Source organism: Streptomyces sp. NPDC093109 (assembly GCF_040701725.1).
GTDB lineage: Bacteria > Actinomycetota > Actinomycetes > Streptomycetales > Streptomycetaceae > Streptomyces.
Genome location: NZ_JBFBEZ010000019.1, coordinates 139,796 through 160,047 on the forward strand (window position 1 = coordinate 139,796; position 20,252 = coordinate 160,047).

Here is a 20,252-nt window from a genome sequence, read left to right on the forward strand (position 1 = left end):
CCGGGAGCGTGGACGGTGCAGCGGGCGGGCGTACGCCGGAGGTTGTCACGCGCCCGGCTCCGCCGCCGCCCACTCTCCCGAGGTGTGGTTTCTCGTACTCGTTCGTCTCGTTCGTCTCGTTCGTACTTGCTCGTACTTGCTCGTACTCGTTCGTGTGGCGTCCGGTCCGGTGGCGCGGTCAGCGGCGGCCGGCGCTGTGCCGGCCCCGCTCGGCCCCGGCGCGCGCGCCCGTACCGGCCAGCCAGAGGACCGGCCCCGACTGGCTCGTGCGCATCGTATCCACCAGTTTCTGCACGGGACCGGCGGCGAGCAGGACGACCAGCGTGGCCACCACACCGCCCAGCACCAGACCCACGGCGACATCGTGCGGGTAGTGCACGCCGACGAAGACCCGGGAGAACGCCATCAGGAGCGCCATCGGCACCGTGAGATAGGCGAGCAGGGGCCGGGCGAGGGCGATCGCGATCGCGGCGCCGCCGGCGATCGTCGAATGGTTGCTGGGGAACGACCAGTCACCGGCCGGGGGGCAGGTCACGAGCGATGCCCCGGCCCCCGCGACCGCCCGGCAGGGCCGGTCCTCCGTGAAGACGGTCTTGAGCACCTCGCTGCACACGTACGCGACGGCCGTCGCGAGCGGGGCGAGCACCGCCACGGCCACGGCGCGTGAGCCGGTCGGCCGGGCGGACCACCAGAGCACGATGAAGATGACGCCGAACAACAGCAGTCCGGCCTCCGTCCACAGCTCGGCCAGGTGTTGGAACCAGGAGGGGGTCGTGCGGGCGAAGTCGGTTATGTCCCGATAGAGATCGGCGGTTGCGCTGCTGTCCATGGGGAGAACGTACAGAGTTCGCCAAGCGTTCCCCGCATGCGCGGTCCCTCAGAAGGTTTTGACGGAGCGTCGGCGGGGCACCGGTGCCGCTTCGCCGGAATGATGATCCGTAAAACTTGCGAAGACGGACGGCATGGGGGGCGGGAGTTGGCGCCGATCTCTCGTAGAGTTTGAGCCGTGGGATCTTTGCGCAATCCGGTCGGGCCGCTTCCCTCCACCATCTACTGGCGACGGAGGGCTGTAGCGGCGACTCTGATCGCGCTGCTCGCCCTGCTGGTCGTATGGGTCGTCAGCATCGGTGGCGGTGGGAGCAAGAAGACCGGCGACACCACCGACGGCGCGCACCCCACGAAGACGATCGGCCCTGGCCCCTCCGGCTCCGGTCCGGCCATCAGCCAGCAGCCCGGCGGCCGTGACGACGCGGGCGGCTCCGGCGACGACGCCACGAGCGGCTCCGGCGACGGCGGTGCCAGTGCCGGTGCCGGTGAGGACGGCGGCAAGAACGGCTCCGGCGGCGGCTCCGGCGACAGCGGCGCCTCGTCGGAACCCGGCAACGCCGGTTCCGGTGGCGGTAGCGGTGGCGACTCCGGCGACGGCACCTCGGGCGGTACGAGCGGTACGGGCACCGGCTCGGCCGGCGCCGGGTCCACGGGCTCGACCGGGTCGGGCCGCCAGGTGGCGACCGGCTCCGCGCTCCCCGACTGCGCCCCCGACTCCCTCACCCTGCGCCTCGCCGCCACCAAGGTCGCCTACGCGCCCGGTGAGAAGCCCGCGTTCCGGCTGACCGTCATGAACACCTCCGACACCAGCTGCAAGGCCGACTTCGGGCCGAAGGCCGTCGTACTGACGATCACCAACGCGGACGACGACGAGGTCTGGACCTCCAAGGACTGCCCGAAGACCGGCACCGCCCTCTTCGAGGTACCCGCCAAGGGCACCATCACCCGGACCGTCACCTGGGACCGCAGGAAGAGCACGACCAACTGCGACGCCACCAAGGCCCCCGGCACGGTCGGCACCGGCACCTATCTGGTGGAGGCCGAGACGGCGGGCGCGACGGTCAAGCAGGGCCGGGCGTCCATCCGCCTGGAGAAGGACTGACGGCTGGAAGTACTGACGACTACACGTAAGAACGCCCCGGCCGGATCCTTCGATCCGGCCGGGGCGTTCTCATGCACAGGTACGCACCTGACGCCTGACGCACGCACGCGCCCACGCGCCCGCTACACGTACCGCTCCAGGATCGACGACTCCGCCAGCCGCGACAGCCCCTCGCGCACGCTCCGGGCCCGCGCCTCGCCGACACCGTCCACCGTCTGGAGGTCGTCCACACTCGCCGCCAGCAGCTTCTGGAGCCCGCCGAAGTGCTCGACCAGCCGCTCGATGATGGCGCCCGGAAGCCGGGGCACCTTCGCCAGCAGCCGGTAACCGCGCGGCGAGACCGCCGAGTCGAGCGTCTCCGGCGAACCGCTGTAGCCCAGCGCCCGCGCCACATTGGGCAGTTCCAGCAGCTCGGGATGGGTCAGCGCGTGCAGCTCGTCGAGCGCCTCCTCGACCGTACGGGACCGCTTCGCCGTCGGCTCCGGAACGTAGTCGCGCGCGACCAGATCCCGCTCCGGCTCCACGCCCGCGATCAACTCCTCCAGCTGGAGCGAGAGAAGCCGGCCGTCGGTGCCCAGCTCGACCACGTACTCGGCGATCTCCGTGGCGATCCGGCGCACCAGCTCCAGCCGCTGCGCCACCGCCGTCACATCACGGACCGTCACCAGGTCCTCGATCTCCAGGGCGGAGAGCGTGCCCGCGACCTCGTCCAGCCGGAGCTTGTAGCGCTCCAGCGTCGCCAGGGCCTGGTTCGCCCGCGACAGGATCGCCGCCGACTCCTCCAGCACCCGGCGCTCACCGTTCACATACAGCGCGATCAGCCGCATCGACTGCGACACCGAGACGACCGGGAAGCCGCACTGCTTCGACACCCGGTCCGCCGTGCGGTGCCTGGTGCCCGTCTCCTCCGTGGGAATCGAGGACTCCGGGACCAGCTGGACGCCGGCCCGCAGGATCTTGGTGATGTCCTTGTCGAGAATGAGCGCACCGTCGAGCTTCGCCAGCTCACGCAGGCGCGTCGCGGTGAACTCCACGTCCAGCACGAAGCCGCCCGTGCACATCGATTCGACGGTCTTGTCCATACCCAGGACGATCAGACCGCCGGTGTTGCCGCGCAGAATCCGCTCCAGCCCGTCGCGCAGCCCCATACCGGGCGCGACAGCGCTCAGCGTGGCGCGCATCAGCGCTTCGTTGCCGGAGCCCGCGCCGGATTTTCCGGGAGCTGATGCCCGGTCGTTGGCTGCCACTGCACTCCTCCGGCTCGTACGGATGGGCGAGACCAGGGCAAAGTCTACCGGCGAGCGTTGTCGTCCCGTGGGGCGTCCGCCCTACCCCGGCGCGGCAACGCTCTCAGAGCGTCGCCCATGTCGGCGACTTCTGTGACCTTCATACCGGCAGGGATCTTCCCCGGGTCGGTCGGAACAAGGGCGTGGGTGAAGCCCAGACGGTGTGCCTCGGCGAGTCTGCGCTGCACGCCGGTGACCCGTCTGACCTCGCCCGCGAGCCCTACCTCACCGATCGCGACCAGGTTCTTCGGCAGCGGGGTGTCGCTCGCCGCGGAGGCCAGCGCGAGCGCCACCGCGAGGTCCGCCGCCGGCTCGGTGAGCTTCACCCCGCCGACCGTCGCGCTGTAGATGTCCCGCTTGCCGAGCGCGCTGATCCGGCCGCGCTGCTCCAGTACGGCCAGCATCATCGAGACCCGTGAGGTCTCCAGCCCCGAGGTGGTGCGCCGGGGCGAGGGGATCTGGGTGTCGACCGTCAGCGCCTGCACCTCGACGACGAGCGGACGCTTGCCCTCCAGGGTGACGGTCAGACACGTACCGGGCACGGGTTCGTCGCGGCGGGTCAGGAAGAGCCCCGAGGGATCGGTGAGTCCGGTGATCCCTTCGTCGTGCAGCTCGAAGCAGCCGACCTCGTCCGTCGCCCCGTACCGGTTCTTGACGCCGCGGACCAGCCGCAGCCTGGCGTGCCGGTCGCCCTCGAAGGAGAGCACCACGTCCACCAGATGCTCCAGCAGCCGGGGGCCCGCGATCGCGCCGTCCTTGGTGACGTGCCCGACCAGCAGCGTCGCCATCCCGCGCTCCTTGGACGCCCGGATGAGCGCGCCCGCGACCTCGCGGACCTGCGCCATCCCGCCGGGCGCGCCGTCGATCTCCGGCGAGGCCACGGTCTGTACGGAGTCGAGGATCAGCAGCGACGGCTTGACCGCGTCGAGATGGCCGAGGACGGCGGAGAGATCTGTCTCGGCCGCGAGATAGAGATCGTCGTGCAGCGCCTTGATCCGGTCGGCGCGCAGCCGCACCTGGCTGGCCGACTCCTCGCCGGTCACATAGAGCGTGCGGTGATCAGGGCCCGCCGCCTTCGCGGCGACGTCCAGCAGCAGCGTGGACTTGCCGACGCCCGGCTCGCCCGCGAGCAGCACCACCGCGCCGGGCACCAGACCGCCGCCCAGCACCCGGTCCAGCTCGGGCACGCCCGTGGAGCGCGCGGTGGCCGTACGGACGTCGACCTCGCCGATCGGGAGCGCGGGGGTGGAGACCCGGCCGGCCGCCGTCGTCCGCACCGCGGGCGCGCCGTACTCCTCCACCGTGCCCCACGCCTGGCATTCGGGGCAGCGGCCGAGCCACTTGGCGGTCGTCCAGCCGCACTCGGTGCAGCGGTAGGACGGCCGGTCCTTCGCGGATTTCGTACGGACAGCCATGACGTCACCGTATAGGGGCCCACTGACAACGCTTGACCAGTCGGTCCAGCGCCCCGCCCGGGTGGGGGCGCGTGTCCTCCTTTGCCGGGCTCCGTGTCCCCTTTTGGGGCATAACTTCACCCGTAAGGATGAAATTGACTCAAGGTCTGTGAAGGGTGCGGGCACTCCTGTCTACCGTCGCCGGGTGATGAGCAGCAGCCCCGACACCTCCCCGCACACCACCGGCGCACCTCGCGCGCCCCGCCGTGCGCCCCATACGGTGGCGCCGGTCCCGCCCTCCCGCTACGAGCCGTATCTGGACGGGCTGTTCACCTACTGCCTCTCGGTGCTCTGCGACCACGACGCGGCGACCGAGGTGCTGGGCGATGTCCTGGCCATCTCCGAGCGGCAGTACGGGCGTTGCCCCTCCGAAGCGGTGGAGCGCAGGGCGTGGCTCTACGCGATCGCGCGCTGGGCGTGCCTGCGCAAGGTGACCGAGCGGCGGCGCGGCCGTCAGGGGGCGCATTCGGGCAGCCGCGAGCCGGAGCGGGGGCGTGGAGAGCGGCGCGCGGGGCAGCGCGACAGGGTGCGGGAGACCGCAGGGGCCGGAGCCGAGGACCGGTCCGCGTCCGGGGCCGTATCCGCGTCATCCGCGTCATCCGCGTCAGCGGCCACGTCCGCCGCCGGACCCGAGGCCGCCGAGCGCCGCCACCGCGAACTCGCGCTGCTGGCCTGGCCCGAGGCCGCCGGGACGACACCCGAACAGCGCGAGGCCCTGGAGCTGGCCGTACGGCACCGCCTCGGCCCCGGCGAGGTCGCCGCCGTCCTGTCCCTGGAGCCGCCGGCCGCCCGCGAACTCCTCGCTTCCGCCGCCTGTGAGGTGGAACGCACCCGCGCTGCGCTCGCCGTCGTCGACACCGGCGGCTGCCCGTCGGTCGCCCGGCTCACCGGTGACGACCAGGTGCTGCTCTCGGCCGCGCTCCGGCGCGAACTCGTCCGGCACGTGGACGACTGCCCGCGCTGCCGCCGCGCCGCCGAGCGGGCCGGGGCGGCGGACCCGTGGCCGGGCTCGCGACCGGTGGTCCCGGCGCCCAGGGCGGTCCCGGTCGCCCCATCGGCCCCATCGGCTTCTCGGACCCCGGCGGACGCCGCCGTCGCGACCGCCTCCACCGCGGGGCCCACCGCGGGGCCCACCGCCACGCTGCCCCTCGTCACCGCGCCCAGGAGCGCCGCGTACACCGCCATGACCCGGACCGGCCGCGCCCGTTCCGCGGGGCCGCGCTTCGGCCGTAACGGTTTTCCCATGGACCCCAAGGACCGCGCGGCCCGCCGCGACCGGCTGCGGGCGCGCGCCGTGACCACCACCGTCGTCGCGACCGTCGTCGCCGCGCCCGTGCTCGCGCTCTGGGCCGCGTACCGAGGCGCACCGCAGACCGGGGAGGGCCGCGGCGGCTCCTCGATCGCCGCGGGCGAGACCGGCGGACCGGCGGGCTCGGACCCGGACGGCCTCTACGGTCCTGACGGTCCCGTGGAAGAGCCGTACGAGCACTACGAGAACGCCGGCAGCACCCGGGACGGGACGGGCTCCCGCTTCATCGAGGGCAGCCGCGCGCCCGGCGTCTCCGTCGAGATCATCAGCGACGGCGTCGGGGTGCCGCCCGTCGGCCCCGACCGGCCGAACCCCGGCCGGATCACCGTCGAGGCGCGGCCGGCCGGCGACGCGGTCGACTCGACGCTGATCATCCTCCGCGCGTCCGGCGGCGAACCGGTCTCCTGGACCGCCGGCACCGAGGCCCCCTGGCTGCGCCTGAGCCGCCACTACGGGACCCTCGCGCCCGGCGAGTCCGCCACCGTCCGCGTCACCGTCGACCACCGGCGCGAACCGTCAGGGCCCTGGAGCGCGCGGATCGCCCTCTACCCGGCCGGAGTGGTCGTCAAGCTCCACGGGTACGGGGTCAGGCCCCCGGCGACGGGCCGGCCAGGACCTGGCCGCCCCGGCCACACCGCGGGGCCCGGCGGCTCCGGCGGTACGGGCGGGGGCGCCGGCGGCGGGCCGACCCCGCCGCCCGCCACCTCGGGCCCCGGCACCGCCCGCCCCACCGACCCGGCCCCGCCGACGCCCGCGGACCCCACCGCGACCGCGCCGGACCCCGGTGGTTCGTCCCCGCCGGGCCAGGACCCGTCAGGCCCCGCGCCCTCGCCGCCCGATTCCGGCGCGCCGGGCCCGGCCGACCCGCCGCCGTCGGACTGACAGCGCCTCGGTGCGTCGGGCCCGGGCGCTGTTGGTCCGCCGCGCGTCAGGCCCCGGCAGCCGCCGGCGGCACCGGCGGCACGGGAAGCAGCGGAAGCACCGGGTCCGCCGGGTGCGGAGCCAGCTGCGGAGGCCCGTTCGCGATCCGGCGCTCGCACAGCTGCACCAGGCGGTCGTAGCCCTCCTTGCCCATAAGCTCCGTCAGTTCGGGCCGGTACGTCCGGAACACCGGCTCACCCGCGCCGTGCGCCGAGGTCGCCGAGGTGCACCACCAGTGGAGGTCATGACCGCCCGAGCCCCAGCCGCGCCGGTCGTACTCGCCGATCGACACCTGGAGTACCCGGGTGTCGTCGGGGCGGTCGATCCAGTCGTACGTCCGGCGCACCGGCAGTTGCCAGCAGACGTCGGGCTTCGTCTCCAGTGGCTCGCGCCCCTCGCGCAGCGCCAGGATGTGCAGCGAGCACCCCGCGCCCGCCGCGAAGCCCGGCCGGTTCTGGAAGATGCACGAGCCCTTCCAGCGCCGCGTCTGGCGCTCACCGTCGTCGTCGGTCTGCGTCCAGCCGGTCTTCGTCCCCTCGCCGTGGAACTGCCACAGGTCGGGCGTGAGACGCGCCACATGTTCCGCGACCCGCTGCTCGTCCTCCTCGTCCGAGAAATGCGCGCCCAGCGTGCAGCACCCGTCGTCGGCCCTGCCCGCCTGGATGCCCTGGCAGCCGCTGCCGAAGACGCAGGTCCAGCGCGAGGTGAGCCATGTCAGATCGCAGCGGAAGACCTGTTCCTCGTCCGCCGGGTCGGGGAACTCCACCCAGGCGCGGGCGAAGTCCAGACCCTTCTCGTCGGGCACGTCCGGAGCCGCGACCCGGACCTCCCGACGCCGCTCGTCCTGCTTCTTCGGGCCCTGAGCTTTGCCCGGCTTCGCCTTTTTCGTCTTTGGCACGGGTCCAGCGTATGCGCGCGACCGCAGTAGCGTTCCGCCCATGAGACTCGGAGTCCTCGACGTCGGTTCGAACACGGTGCACCTGCTGGCAGTCGACGCGCATCGCGGTGCCCGCCCGCTGCCCGCGCACTCGCACAAGGCGGAGCTGCGGCTCGCCGAACTCCTCGACGAGGACGGTGCGATCGGCCCCGAGGGCGTCGACCGGCTGGTGTCGACCATCGCCGACGCGCTCCAGGCCGCCGAGGACAAGGGCTGCGAGGCCGTCCTGCCGTTCGCCACCTCGGCCGTGCGGGAGGCCACCAACGCCGACCAGGTCCTCGGCCGCGTCAAGAGCGAGACCGGCGTGGATCTCGAAGTGCTCACCGGCGAGCAGGAGGCCCGGCTCACCTTCCTCGCCGCCCGGCGCTGGTTCGGCTGGTCCTCGGGGAAGCTGCTGGTCCTGGACATCGGCGGCGGCTCGCTGGAGATCGCGTACGGCATGGACGAGGAGCCGGACGCCGCGGTCTCGCTGCCCCTGGGCGCCGGCCGGCTGACGGCGGGCAGGCTGCCGGGTGACCCGCCCGACCCCATCGACGTGAAGACGCTGCGCCGGCACGTACGGGCGGAGATCGCCCGTACCGTCGGCGAATTCGCCCGCCTCGGCACCCCCGACCATGTGGTGGCGACCTCCAAGACCTTCAAGCAGCTCGCCAGGCTCGCCGGGGCCGCGCGCTCCGCCGAGGGGCTCTACGTACAGCGCGAACTGAGCCGCGCGTCGCTGGAGGAGTGGGTCCCCAAGCTCGCCACGATGAACGCCCTCCAGCGCGCCGAGCTGCCGGGCGTCTCCGAGGGCCGCTCCTCGCAGCTGCTGGCGGGGGCGCTGGTCGCGGAGGCGGCGATGGACCTGTTCGGGGTCGAGACGCTGGAGATCTGCCCCTGGGCGCTGCGCGAGGGCGTGATCCTGCGCCGCCTCGACCAGCTCCCGGTGTAGGAACCGGTTCAGGCCCGGCCGCCCGGTCCGGCAGCCAGACCGGCGGCGGGGCCGCCAGGACCGGCGGCCGGAAGGTGCCCGTACGCTGTCTTCCGTGGCAGAACCAGTGGTGCACAACCCGGCGGTGAGCGCGGTGAAGGTCGCGCTGTCGACGGCCTCGGTCTACCCGGAGTCCACGGCGACGGCCTTCGAGATCGCCGCGCGCCTCGGGTACGACGGCGTGGAGGTCATGGTCTGGACCGATCCGGTCAGCCAGGACATCGAGGCGCTGCGCAGACTCTCCGACTACCACGGGGTACCCGTCCTGGCCGTCCACGCGCCCTGTCTGCTGATCACCCAGCGGGTCTGGTCCACCGATCCCTGGGTGAAGCTCCAGCGCGCGCGGCAGGCGGCGGAGCGGCTCGGGGCGGACACCGTGGTCGTGCATCCGCCGTTCCGCTGGCAGCGGCAGTACGCGCGTGACTTCGTCACCGGCATCTGGCGGATGGCGGACGAGACAGACGTGCGGTTCGCCGTCGAGAACATGTACCCGTGGCGCTACCGGGACCGCGAGATGCTCGCCTACGCCCCCGACTGGGACGTCACCAAGGACGACTACCGGCACTTCACCGTCGACCTCTCGCACACCGCGACCGCCCGTACCGACGCCATGTCCATGATCGACCGGATGGGCGGCAGGCTCGGCCATGTCCATCTCGCGGACGGCTCGGGATCAGGGAAGGACGAGCACCTGGTGCCTGGACGGGGCACCCAGCCGTGCGCCGAGCTGCTGGAGGGCCTGGCGGGCAGCGGCTTCGACGGCCATGTGGTGATCGAGGTCAACACCCGGCGCGCGATGTCGGCGGCGGAGCGCGAGGCGGATCTCGCGGAGGCGCTGGCCTTCGCCCGGCTGCATCTGGGCGCCGCTCCGGCGCGTACGTCGTCACCCCGTACGTCACCCCGTACCGCACCGCGTACGTCACCCCGTCCGTCACCCCGTCCGTCGCGGGCGTCCGAACCCTCATGACCCCGGGCGACACCCCCGACGGCCCCCCGGGCGACGTCCCCCGCCGCCGCGGCCGTCCCGCCCGCAAGGACGCCGGCTCCGGCCCCGGTGCCCGGCAGCAGATCCTCGACGCGGCGCGCGCGCAGTTCGCCGAGCGCGGGTACGACAAGACGTCCGTCCGCGGCATCGCCAAGGCGGCGGGCGTCGATCCGGCGCTGGTCCACCACTACTTCGGTACCAAGGACGAGATGTTCGCGGCGGCCATCGAGGTCTCCTTCGAGCCCGCCCTGATGCTCACCACGATCCTGGCTGCCGAGCGCGACGACATCGGCGAGCGGCTCGCACGCCACTTCCTCGCCGTCTGGGAGAACCCGGCGACCCGCGCCCCGCTGCTGGCGGTGATCCGCTCCGCGCTGACCCACGAGGCGGCGGCGACGGTCCTGCGGACGTTCGTCCTGCGCCGGCTCCTCGGCCGGATCGCGGCGGAGCTGGACGTACCGAACCCGGAGTTCCGCGCGGAGATGGCTGCCTCCCACATGATCGGGACGGCGTTCCTGCGGTACGTGATCAAGGCGGAGCCGCTCGCGTCGGCGGACCCCGAGGAGATCATCGCGCTGGTGGCGCCGACCCTCCAGCGCTATCTGACCGAGCACTGACCGTACCGGGACCTGATACGCGCATCCCGCATTCCGGACGCCTTGTCCAGATCTTGGATCCGGGGCGTACGCTCGGAAAGAGTCTTTTCTGCCGAAGGATCTGTCGAAGGAGCGAACGGCGATGCCCGAGCTGAGGTCCCGCACTGTCACCCACGGCCGCAATATGGCGGGCGCACGTGCCCTTATGCGGGCCTCGGGCGTAGCGAGCGCGGACATCGGCAAGCCGATCGTCGCGGTGGCCAACTCCTTCACCGAGTTCGTGCCCGGCCACACCCACCTCGCGCCGGTCGGCCGGATCGTCTCCGAGGCGATCAAGGCGGCGGGCGCCGTGCCGCGCGAGTTCAACACGATCGCCGTGGACGACGGCATCGCGATGGGCCACGGCGGCATGCTCTACTCCCTGCCGTCGCGCGACCTGATCGCCGACTCCGTCGAGTACATGGTCGAGGCGCACTGCGCGGACGCGTTGATCTGCATCTCCAACTGCGACAAGATCACCCCGGGCATGCTGATGGCCGCGCTGCGCCTCAACATCCCCACGGTCTTCGTCTCCGGCGGCCCGATGGAGGCCGGCAAGGCCACCCTGGTGGACGGTACGGTCCGAAAACTCGACCTCGTCAACGCCATCTCGGACGCGGTCAACGAGAACATCTCGGACGAGGACATCCTCCGTATCGAGGAGAACGCCTGCCCCACCTGCGGCTCCTGTTCCGGGATGTTCACGGCCAACTCCATGAACTGCCTGACCGAGGCCATGGGCCTCTCCCTCCCCGGCAACGGCTCGGTCCTCGCCACGCACACCGCCCGCAGGGCGCTGTACGAGAACGCCGGCCGCACGGTCGTCGAGATCACCAAGCGCCACTACGAGCAGGACGACGCGTCGGTCCTGCCGCGCAACATCGCCACCCGCGCCGCCTTCGAGAACGCCATGGCGCTCGACATCGCGATGGGCGGCTCGACGAACACCATCCTCCACCTGCTCGCCGCCGCCCAGGAGGCCGAGCTGGACTACGACCTGGACGACATCGACGCCGTCTCGCGCCGCGTGCCCTGCCTGGCCAAGGTCGCGCCGAACGTCGCCCCCGGCGGCACGTACTACATGGAGGACATCCACCGGGCCGGCGGCATCCCCGCCATCCTCGGTGAGCTGTACCGCGGCGGGCTGCTCAACGAGGACGTGCACACCGTCCACTCGCCGAGCATCAAGGACTGGCTGGAGGCCTGGGACGTGCGCGGCGGCTCGCCGTCCCCCGAGGCCGTCGAGCTGTGGCACGCGGCCCCCGGCTGCGTCCGCTCCGCCGAGGCGTTCTCGCAGTCCGAGCGGTGGGACACGCTCGACACCGACGCCGCGGGCGGCTGCATCCGCGACGTCGGCCACGCGTACTCGAAGGACGGCGGCCTGGCGGTCCTCAAGGGCAACCTCGCCGTGGACGGCTGTGTCGTGAAGACCGCCGGTGTCGACGAGTCGATCTGGACGTTCGAGGGCCCGGCCGTCGTCTGCGAGTCGCAGGACGAGGCCGTCGAGAAGATCCTCCGTAAGGAGATCGCCGAGGGCGATGTGATCGTCATCCGGTACGAAGGACCGCGCGGCGGCCCCGGGATGCAGGAGATGCTCTACCCGACCTCGTATCTGAAGGGCCGCGGCCTCGGCAAGTCCTGCGCGCTGGTCACGGACGGCCGCTTCTCCGGCGGCACCTCGGGCCTCTCCATCGGCCACGCCTCGCCGGAGGCCGCCTCGGGCGGCACGATCGCCCTCGTCCACGACGGCGACCGGATCCGGATCGACATCCCGAACCGTACGATCGAACTTCTCGTCCCCGATGAGGAACTCGCCACCCGCCGCGACGCGTTGAACGGCGTGTACGCCCCGGTACAGCGCGAGCGCAAGGTCTCGGCGGCGCTGCGCGCGTACGCGGCGATGGCGACGAGCGCCGACAAGGGCGCGGTCCGGGACGTCTCCCGGCTCGGCTGAGTCACACACGTACGACACCGACCGCGCGCCCCCGATACGGAGGCGCGCGGTCGGCGTTTCTGTCCGGCCGGGGCCGCTACCAGCGCGCGGGATCGCGGCCGGCGACGGCGAAGACGGACCCGTCGGGCGCCGTGGCGAAGACCCGCCGGCCGAGGGCGACGGGTGCGGCCAGGGACCCGGGGACCGTGCCGGTGTCCGAGCCCATCCGGGGCTTCGTCTGCCCCAGCAGCTTCCCGCGCGTGGCGTCAACGGCGAGCAGCCGCCCGTCGCCCGCGCTCACATAGACGCGGTCCTTCGTCGCGGTGGGGCGCGAGGCCCGGGTGACCGAGGACTCCAGCCGCCAGCGGATGCCGCCGTCGCCGCCGGTACCGGCGCTGCCGCCGCTGCCGCCGCCGCAGTCCACGGCGAGCAGCGATCCCGTGTACCCCATGACATAGACCGTGTCGCCGAACACCGTGGCCTGCGCCTGCTCGACCGGAGTGGCCAACGGGATCCGCCGTACGGCACGGGTCGCCGTGTCGATCCGTACCACCGCGCGGGTCAGGTCGTCGGTGCCGCTCGACAGCAGGAAGAGCGCGTCGGCCGAGGCGCCCGCCGGGGTAAGCGTGCCGGTCACCCGCTCCGTCCAGCGCTCCGCGCCGGAGGCCGGATCGACGGCGCTGACCTCGGTGGTCGCGCCGTCGGGCGACGGAGTCGCCGCGTACAGCGGCCCGTCCCCGTCCGTCCCGCCCGCCGTACTCCAGACCGTGCCGATCCCGCCGTGCCTGGCCTTCCACCGCTCGGTACCCGTCGCGCTCTCCAGCGCCCGCACCTCACCGTCGTACGTCACGAGCAGCACCGCGTCGGCCGTGTACCGCTGCATCGCGTACGAGGAGAGGGCGACCGACCAGCGCTCGGCGCCCGTGGCGGGGTCGAGGGCCGCCAGCCGGGCCCGGCCCGGCGTGGTGACCAGCAGGAGCCCGCCGGAGAGGACCGGCGGCGCGCCGTCGTCGGACTCCGCGCCCGCGCCCGTGCCCGTTCCCGCCTTGGTGTTCTTGACGCTCCAGAGCACCTTTCCGTCGGTGGGGTCGAGCCGCGCCGCCATGATGCCGGAGCCGGTGCAGTAGACACCCGTGTCCGCGTCCGTGCTCGCATCCGTGCCCGTGCTTGTGCCTCCGGCCGAACAGACCGGCATCTTGTCCGCGCCGTCACCGGTGCGCAGCTTCCGGTGCCAGGGCTGAACGCCCTGGCTCGGCCGCGCCGGCCGGACCGGATCGACGACCGCCGTCGGCGTGTCGTCGCCCGCCGCCCGTACGGCGACCACACCGCCCGTGGCCAGCGCCGCCGCCGCGATCCCGGCCGCGACCATCCGGCGGACCCGGCGGCGGGCGCGGGCCGGCGAGGACCGGACGGTCCGGGGCGGTGGGGCGGCCGGGGAGTGGGTGGTGGCGAGCGAGGGGCGCGCGGACTCGGCGGTATCGGGAGAGCGCTGCGCCGGTACGAGGGGACTCACGCCGTGCGCCGGGCGCGCGCCGGAGCCGTGGGTGTTGGTGTCGGTGTCGGCGCTGCGCGCGGAACCGTCCCCGTCCGTGCCGTTCGTACGGTCAGAACCGCCCGTGCCGCCCGTATCGCCTGTACCGCCTGTACCGCCCGTACCGCCCGTGCCGTTCAGGCGCAGCGCCGTCATCAGCTCGTCCGGCGTCGGCCGGTCGGCCGGCTCCTTCGCCAGACACCGCGTGATCAGCGGTATGAGCTCCTGGGGAACGCCCGTCAGATCCGGCTCGTCGTGCACGACCTGGTACGCGACGATGTACGGGCTGTCCGAGTCGAAGGGCCCGCGCCCGGTGGCCGCGTGGACCAGCACCGCGCCCAGCGCGAACACATCGGCGGCCGGGCCGACTTCGCGCGGGCGCTGGAACTGCTCGGGCGCCATGAACGGCGGCGTGCCGATCAGCTTGCCCGTCTCCGTCCGCAGATCGCTGTCCACGCGGCGCGAGATTCCGAAGTCGATGACCTTGGGCCCGTCGGCCGCCAGCAGGACGTTGCTCGGTTTGAGATCGCGGTGCACCACGCCGACGCGGTGGATGTCCCGCAGCCCCTCGGCCAGGCCCGCGCCGAACCTGACCAACTCCCCGTAATCCAGCGGCCCGTTCCGCTTCACCCGCTCCGACAGGGTCGGACCGTCGATGAAGAGCGTGGCCATCCACGGCCGTACGGCCTCCGGATCGGCGTCCACGACCGGCGCGGTGAAGGCCCCGCTCACCCGCCGCGCGGCGGCGACCTCATGCCGGAACCGCGCCCTGAACTCGGGATCCGAGGCGTGATGGCCATGGATGACCTTGACGGCCAGCCGCAACCCGGAGGCGGAGGTGGCCAGATGGACCACTCCCATACCGCCGGAGCCCAGGGCCGCTTCGAGCAGATAGCCGCCGGCGTACTTTGGATGCTCCGCTTCCGGGGCCGGCCCGGTATTGCGCAGTGGTGGCACCGCCCACCCCCGTTGATATTCGTGCGCGAGCGCGACGCACGGAGCCTAGTCGATGGTGCGTGCGATCCGGCCATGGCTTGCTAGCGTGCCGACGCGAGGACATACACCTTCTATGGGGGAGGAACGAATATGTCGGTCGAAGAGGTCAGCGACGCGACGGTGACAGCGGCAGCGGCAGCGGCAGCGGCAGCGGCAGTGGGAGCGACAGCGGCATCGGAGGCGGCAGTGGAGACGGTCACGCTGGCGGCCACGACGTACGCCGTCCACCCGAACTACCGGGTCAACGTCCGCAGCGGTCCGGGTACGGGCTACTCGATCGTCCGGGTGCTGGCGTACGGCGCGACCGTGTCGATCAACTGCCAGAAGCCGGGCGAGACGATCGCGGGTCCGTACGGCACGACGAATATCTGGGACAACATCGCCAACGGCCAGTACATCTCGGACTCGTACGTCTACACGGGATCGAGCGGTTACGTGGCGGCGCGCTGCTCCTGACGGCGCTCCACGCGCGCGTGGAGCGAGATGTGCTCCACGCGCGCGTGCGGCCCGGGCCGTTCACGGCGACGGCGTCCGCCCGGATGATGGGCGCATGACCCGTCGCGCACTCTCCTTCGACGCCGTGGCCGACCAGTACGACACGGCCCGCCCCGGCTATCCGCCCGCGCTCTTCGACACCCTTGAGGAGCTGACCGGCCGTCCGCTCCGCGGTGCCCACGTCTTCGACGTGGGCGCGGGTACCGGCATCGCCACCCGTCCGCTGTACGAGCGCGGGGCCAGGACCGTCGCCGTCGAGCCGGGCCCCGGTATGGCGGCCCGGCTGCGCCGCGTCCTGCCCGGCGTCCCGCTCGTCCGCGGCTACGGCGACGCGCTGCCCTTCGCCGCCGGCAGCGCCGACCTCATCACGTACGCCCAGTCCTGGCACTGGACCGACCCGGCACGCTCCGTCCCCGAAGCCCTGCGCGTCCTGCGGCCCGGCGGCGCGCTCGCGCTCTGGTGGAACATCTCGGACGCCGAGGTCCCCTGGATCGCCGCCCAGGGCGAACGCATCCACCGCTGGACCCGGGACGGCGCCCATGGCGCGCACAGCGCCTCCGGGCGCGGACTCGATCTCCCCGGGACGCTGGAGCGCACCGAGGCCCTGGTGCCGTGGGGCCGCCGCGTCACTCTCGACACCCACCTCGCCAACCTCGGCAGCCACTCCGTGTTCCAGCTGCTCGGAGAGCGGTCCACGGCGGCCTTCCTCGCCGCCGAACGGGCCGCGCTGCTCACCGAGTTCCCCGACGGCACTGTCCCGGAGGCGTACGTGACGGAACTGACCGTCGCCCGGCCACGCCCTTGACGGACCCGGCCGGCGGTCGCATTATTCATCACATGATGAATTTGGCGGCGCCGACGCCGACGGCGGCCATCCGCGCCCACGGCCTCACCGTGCGGCGCGGTGGCCGCACCGTCCTGCGGGACCTCGGCTTCTCCCTGCCGCCCGGCCGGATCACCGGACTCCTCGGCCCCTCCGGCTGCGGCAAAACAACCCTCATGCGCGCGATCACCGGCACCCAGGCCGGCGTCACCGGCCGCCTCGACGTCCTCGGCCGACCGGCCGGCGACGCCACGCTGCGCGCCCGCATCGGCTACGTCACCCAGGCACCCTCCGTCTACGACGACCTGACGGTCCGGCAGAACCTCGACTACTTCGCCGCCGTCCTCGACCCCGGCCGCACCCGCCGCGCCGCCCGCCGCGACTCGGTCACGAACGCCATCGCCGAAGTCGGCCTCACCACCCACGCCGACGCGCTCGCCGGCCGGCTCTCCGGCGGCCAGCGAGGCCGCGTCTCCCTCGCCGTCGCCCTCCTCGGCACGCCCGAACTGCTCGTACTGGACGAGCCGACCGTCGGCCTCGACCCCGTACTCCGCCGCGACCTCTGGCACCTCCTCCACCGCATCGCCGCCGAGCGCGCCGCGACGATCCTCGTCTCCTCCCACGTCATGGACGAGGCCGAACGCTGCCACCGGCTGCTGCTCATGCGCGACGGCGAACTCCTCGCCGACGACACCCCGGACGCCCTCCGCGCCCGTACCGGCACGGACACCGTCGAAGAGGCCTTCCTCCACCTGGTCGACGCACCCGGCCCCACGCCCCACGAACCCCGGAAGAGCCCCCGATGACCACGCTGTCGACGCACAGGACCCTCGCCACCGCCGCCCGCGTCCTGCGCCAGCTGCGCCACGACCCGCGCTCCGTCGCGCTGATGATCGCCGTCCCGTGCGTGATGCTCTTCCTGCTCCGGTACGTCTTCGACGGCAGCCCGGGCACCTTCGACGCCACCGGCGCCTCGCTCCTCGGCATCTTCCCGCTCATCACGATGTTCCTGGTCACTTCCATCGCGACCCTGCGCGAACGCACCTCGGGCACCCTGGAACGCCTGCTCGCCATGCCGCTCGGCAAGGCGGACCTCATCGCCGGCTACGCCCTCGCCTTCGGCGCGCTCGCCGTCGTCCAGTCCGCCCTCGCCACCGGCCTCGCCGTCCGGTTCCTCGGCCTGGACGTCGCGGGCTCCGCCTGGCCACTGCTCCTGGTCGCGCTCCTCGACGCCCTGCTCGGCACGGCCCTCGGCCTGTTCGTCTCCGCCTTCGCCGCGTCCGAGTTCCAGGCCGTCCAGTTCCTGCCCGCGGTGATCTTCCCGCAGCTCCTGCTCTGCGGACTGTTCACCCCACGCGCGAACATGCAGCCCGTACTGGAGGCCATCTCCAACGCCCTGCCCATGTCGTACGCGGTCGACGGCATGAACCAGGTCCTGCGCCACCCCACCGTCACGGGCGACTTCGTCCGCGACTGCGCCGTCGTCGCGGGGAGCGCCCTCCTCGTCCTGGTCCTCGGCGCGGCGACCCTCCGCCGCCGTACGGCATGACGCGCGGCCCCACGCCGCGTACCGCTCCTCGGACACCTCACGCCCGATGTCCGACCCCGGTGCGAGGATGGGCCGTGGACGAACAGCAGCACCCGTACCCACCGGCGAGGTGACCCCGCAATGCCCCAGACAGTCGCAGTCCTCGGCACCGGAAAGATCGGCGAGGCCCTGCTCAGCGGCATGATCCGCGCGGGCTGGCGAGCCGCCGATCTGCTCGCCACCACCCGCCGCGCCGAGCGCGCGGAGGAGCTGCGCGACCGCTACGGCGTCGAGACCGTCACCAACGCCGACGCGGCGAAGCGCGCCGACATCCTCATCCTCGCCGCCAAGCCCCAGGACATGGGCCGGCTCCTCGACGAGCTCACCCCGCACCTCACCGCCGACCGCCTGGTCATCAGCGCCGCCGCCGGCATCACCACGGCCTTCATCGAGGAGCGCCTGCCCCTCGGCACCCCCGTCGTCCGCGTCATGCCGAACACCCCCGTCCTGGTGGACGAGGGCATGTCCGTCATCTCGGGCGGCAGCCACGCGCTGGCCGCACACCTGGCCCACGCCGAGGAGATCTTCGGCGGCGTCGGCAAGACCCTCCGCGTCCCCGAGTCCCAGCAGGACGCGTGCACCGCCCTCTCCGGCTCCGGCCCGGCGTACTTCTACTTCCTGGTCGAGGCCATGACCGACGCGGGCATCCTGCTGGGCCTGCCCCGCGCCCAGGCGCACGAGCTGATCGTCCAGGCCGCCATCGGCGCCGCCGTGATGCTGCGCGACAGCGGCGAGCACCCCGTGAAGCTCCGCGAGGCGGTGACCTCCCCGGCCGGCACCACCATCAGCGCCATTCGGGAGCTGGAGAACCACGGCGTACGGGCGGCCCTCATCGCCGCCATCGAGGCGGCCCGCGACCGCAGCCGCGCCCTGGCCACGGGCAACGGCTGAGACGGCCCCGCCCGGGCGGGGCCGCCCCGCCTCAGCACCTCATCCGACGGGGGCGGCCGGCAGCAGCCCGACGGCCCGGTAGGCCGCGTCGACCACGGGCCGGGCCACCTCCCTGGCCCGGCCGGCGCCGTCCCGCAGCACCTGATCCACGGCACCGATGTCCGAGGCCAGGGCCGCGTGCCGCTCCCGCAGGGGCCGCAGGAGTTCGATGACGGCCTCGGCGGTGTCCTTCTTCAGGGCGCCGTACGAGTCGTAGGCCCCGGCCAGCTCCACAGGATCCAGCCCGGACCCCGTATCGCAGGCGGCGAGGATCTCCAGCAGATTGGCCACCCCCGGCTTGGCCTCGCGGTCGTACTCGACCTCGCGCCCGCTGTCCGTGACGGCCCGCATGATCTTCTTCCGTACGACGTCCGCGTCGTCCAGCAGATAGACGATTCCGGCGCCCGGCTCGTGCGACTTACCCATCTTGGACGTCGGATCCTGCAGGTCCATGACGCGCGCGGCCACCGCCGGCCGGGTCGCCCTCGGCACGGCGAAGGTGTGCCCGTACCGCTGGTTGAACCGCACGGCGAGATCCCGCGTCAGCTCCACATGCTGGGTCTGGTCCTCGCCCACCGGGACCTCGTCGGTGCGGTAGGCCAGGATGTCGGCCGCCATCAGGACCGGATACGACAGCAGGGAGAAACGCACACTCTCCCCGGAAGCGCGCGCCCGCGCGCTCTTCTCCTTGTACTGGATCATGCGCCGCAGCTCGCCGTCCGTGGCCGTGCACTCCAGCAGATACGAGAGCCGGGTGTGCTCGTCCACATGGCTCTGCACGAAGACGGTGCACAGCGCGGGGTCGAGCCCTGCGGCCAGCATCAGCGTGGCGGCCTGCCGGCTGAGCCTGCGCACCCGGGCCGGATCGTGTTCGACCGTCAGCGCGTGCAGATCCACCACGCAGAACAGGGCGTCCGCCCGGTGCTGATCGACTTCTACCCACCGCCGCAGAGCGCCGAGGTAGTTGCCCAGCGTCAGATGTCCGGTCGGTTTGATCCCGCTGAAGATCCGCGTCATCTCTTCCTCTTCCTCCAGTGATCGGAGCCGGGGCCGGCACCACCGACGGCCGGACTCCCGGGGAGGGAGAAACACGAACGGCCGCCGAGGCGGCGGCCGTTGCGCGCGTACATGCGTCAAGGGGCCGCCGTCAGGCGGCCCGCCACTCAAGGCGACACATACGCGCGTTCATGGCCCCCAGAGTAGCGCCGAACCCCCGAGTTGACACGGCAAACACGGATCCGTAATGTTCTCCGAGCTGTCCGACGTGAGAACCGGCCCAGGTCGGCCCCGGACAGCCACTCCGCAGGACCACACAACAAGCAGCGACCATGGTCGCTCTGCTTTCGCGTGTGGGTTTGCGAAATGAGGAATCCGCGTTCGAAGGGACGCGGCCCCGATTAGCGTCGGAGCCCGAGATTCCGCTAAAGTCTCACTCGTCGGAAGGGCCGAACAGCCCGGATGACAGCCCACTCTGACTGGGAATCAGGCCCGAAAGGATCTGATAGAGTCGGAACCGCCGGAAAGGGAAA

17 protein-coding genes are annotated in these 20,252 nt (G+C 72.5%); 11 read left to right on the top strand and 6 right to left on the bottom strand.

All coding sequences use genetic code 11. From position 1 onward, the window contains the following. Window positions 1-178: 178 nt before the first annotated feature. Entirely contained in the window at window positions 179-829 is a 651-nt protein-coding gene (locus AB0389_RS20130; RefSeq protein WP_366396778.1) for a phosphatase PAP2 family protein, read from the bottom strand. A gap of 177 nt (window positions 830-1,006) precedes the next feature. Between AB0389_RS20130 and AB0389_RS20135 the strand changes: the two genes are divergently transcribed. Then, the gene (locus AB0389_RS20135; protein WP_366396779.1) at window positions 1,007-1,930 is read left to right on the top strand and encodes a hypothetical protein; all 924 of its coding nucleotides are present in this window, start codon (window positions 1,007-1,009) and stop codon (window positions 1,928-1,930) included. Between the two features lie 122 nt (window positions 1,931-2,052). Here AB0389_RS20135 and disA read toward each other — a convergent pair whose 3' ends face one another. Further along, on the bottom strand, window positions 2,053-3,177 hold the full coding sequence (gene disA / locus AB0389_RS20140; RefSeq protein WP_366396780.1) for a DNA integrity scanning diadenylate cyclase DisA: 1,125 nt from the start codon (window positions 3,175-3,177) through the stop codon (window positions 2,053-2,055). 44 nt (window positions 3,178-3,221) lie between these two features. Beyond that, a complete protein-coding gene (gene radA, locus AB0389_RS20145; protein WP_366396781.1) occupies window positions 3,222-4,631 on the bottom strand; it encodes a DNA repair protein RadA in 1,410 nt (469 codons plus the stop codon). Window positions 4,632-4,818: 187 nt separating this feature from the next. Here radA and AB0389_RS20150 point away from each other — a divergent pair, with 187 nt between their 5' ends. Then, window positions 4,819-6,861: a hypothetical protein gene (locus tag AB0389_RS20150; protein WP_366396782.1), complete on the top strand. Its 2,043-nt coding sequence runs from the start codon at window positions 4,819-4,821 to the stop codon at window positions 6,859-6,861. A 46-nt stretch (window positions 6,862-6,907) separates the two neighbouring features. Here the strand turns inward: AB0389_RS20150 and AB0389_RS20155 are convergent, their stop codons facing one another. Further along, window positions 6,908-7,798 (bottom strand): hypothetical protein, encoded by an 891-nt coding sequence (locus AB0389_RS20155; protein ID WP_366396783.1) that lies wholly within the window; start codon window positions 7,796-7,798, stop codon window positions 6,908-6,910. A 40-nt stretch (window positions 7,799-7,838) separates the two neighbouring features. On the opposite strand from AB0389_RS20155, the gene AB0389_RS20160 reads away from it, so the two are divergent. From AB0389_RS20160 to ilvD, 4 genes are all read left to right on the top strand, one after another. After that, window positions 7,839-8,768 (top strand): Ppx/GppA phosphatase family protein, encoded by a 930-nt coding sequence (locus tag AB0389_RS20160; RefSeq protein WP_366396784.1) that lies wholly within the window; start codon window positions 7,839-7,841, stop codon window positions 8,766-8,768. Window positions 8,769-8,853: 85 nt separating this feature from the next. Continuing rightward, window positions 8,854-9,774: a sugar phosphate isomerase/epimerase gene (locus tag AB0389_RS20165; RefSeq protein ID WP_366396801.1), complete on the top strand. Its 921-nt coding sequence runs from the start codon at window positions 8,854-8,856 to the stop codon at window positions 9,772-9,774. Beyond that, the gene (locus AB0389_RS20170) at window positions 9,771-10,409 is read left to right on the top strand and encodes a TetR family transcriptional regulator (protein ID WP_366396785.1); all 639 of its coding nucleotides are present in this window, start codon (window positions 9,771-9,773) and stop codon (window positions 10,407-10,409) included. The genes AB0389_RS20165 and AB0389_RS20170 overlap by 4 nt, the downstream gene beginning before the upstream one ends. A 121-nt stretch (window positions 10,410-10,530) precedes the next feature. Beyond that, window positions 10,531-12,381 carry a dihydroxy-acid dehydratase gene (ilvD, locus tag AB0389_RS20175; RefSeq protein ID WP_366396786.1) on the top strand — a complete coding sequence of 617 codons (1,851 nt, stop codon included), beginning with the start codon at window positions 10,531-10,533 and terminating at the stop codon, window positions 12,379-12,381. Window positions 12,382-12,457: 76 nt separating this feature from the next. Here ilvD and AB0389_RS20180 read toward each other — a convergent pair whose 3' ends face one another. Beyond that, window positions 12,458-14,848: a serine/threonine-protein kinase gene (locus AB0389_RS20180; protein ID WP_366396787.1), complete on the bottom strand. Its 2,391-nt coding sequence runs from the start codon at window positions 14,846-14,848 to the stop codon at window positions 12,458-12,460. Window positions 14,849-14,977: 129 nt separating this feature from the next. Between AB0389_RS20180 and AB0389_RS20185 the strand changes: the two genes are divergently transcribed. The 5 genes from AB0389_RS20185 to proC all read left to right on the top strand — a co-directional run bounded on the left by AB0389_RS20185 (window position 14,978) and on the right by proC (window position 18,684). Continuing rightward, window positions 14,978-15,343, top strand: a complete 366-nt coding sequence (locus AB0389_RS20185) for an SH3 domain-containing protein (protein WP_366396788.1) — start codon at window positions 14,978-14,980, stop codon at window positions 15,341-15,343. Between the two features lie 94 nt (window positions 15,344-15,437). Next, the gene (locus tag AB0389_RS20190) at window positions 15,438-16,187 is read left to right on the top strand and encodes a class I SAM-dependent methyltransferase (protein ID WP_366396789.1); all 750 of its coding nucleotides are present in this window, start codon (window positions 15,438-15,440) and stop codon (window positions 16,185-16,187) included. A 32-nt stretch (window positions 16,188-16,219) separates the two neighbouring features. After that, window positions 16,220-17,011, top strand: coding sequence for an ABC transporter ATP-binding protein (locus tag AB0389_RS20195; RefSeq protein ID WP_366396790.1), 792 nt, complete (start codon window positions 16,220-16,222; stop codon window positions 17,009-17,011). Then, window positions 17,008-17,754, top strand: a complete 747-nt coding sequence (locus AB0389_RS20200) for an ABC transporter permease (RefSeq protein ID WP_366396791.1) — start codon at window positions 17,008-17,010, stop codon at window positions 17,752-17,754. Before AB0389_RS20195 ends, AB0389_RS20200 begins: the two co-directional genes overlap by 4 nt. Window positions 17,755-17,874: 120 nt before the next feature. Next, on the top strand, window positions 17,875-18,684 hold the full coding sequence (proC, locus tag AB0389_RS20205) for a pyrroline-5-carboxylate reductase (protein ID WP_366396792.1): 810 nt from the start codon (window positions 17,875-17,877) through the stop codon (window positions 18,682-18,684). Between the two features lie 39 nt (window positions 18,685-18,723). On the opposite strand, the gene trpS is transcribed toward proC, so the two are convergent. Continuing rightward, a complete protein-coding gene (trpS, locus tag AB0389_RS20210) occupies window positions 18,724-19,740 on the bottom strand; it encodes a tryptophan--tRNA ligase (protein WP_366396793.1) in 1,017 nt (338 codons plus the stop codon). Window positions 19,741-20,252 lie beyond the last annotated feature (512 nt).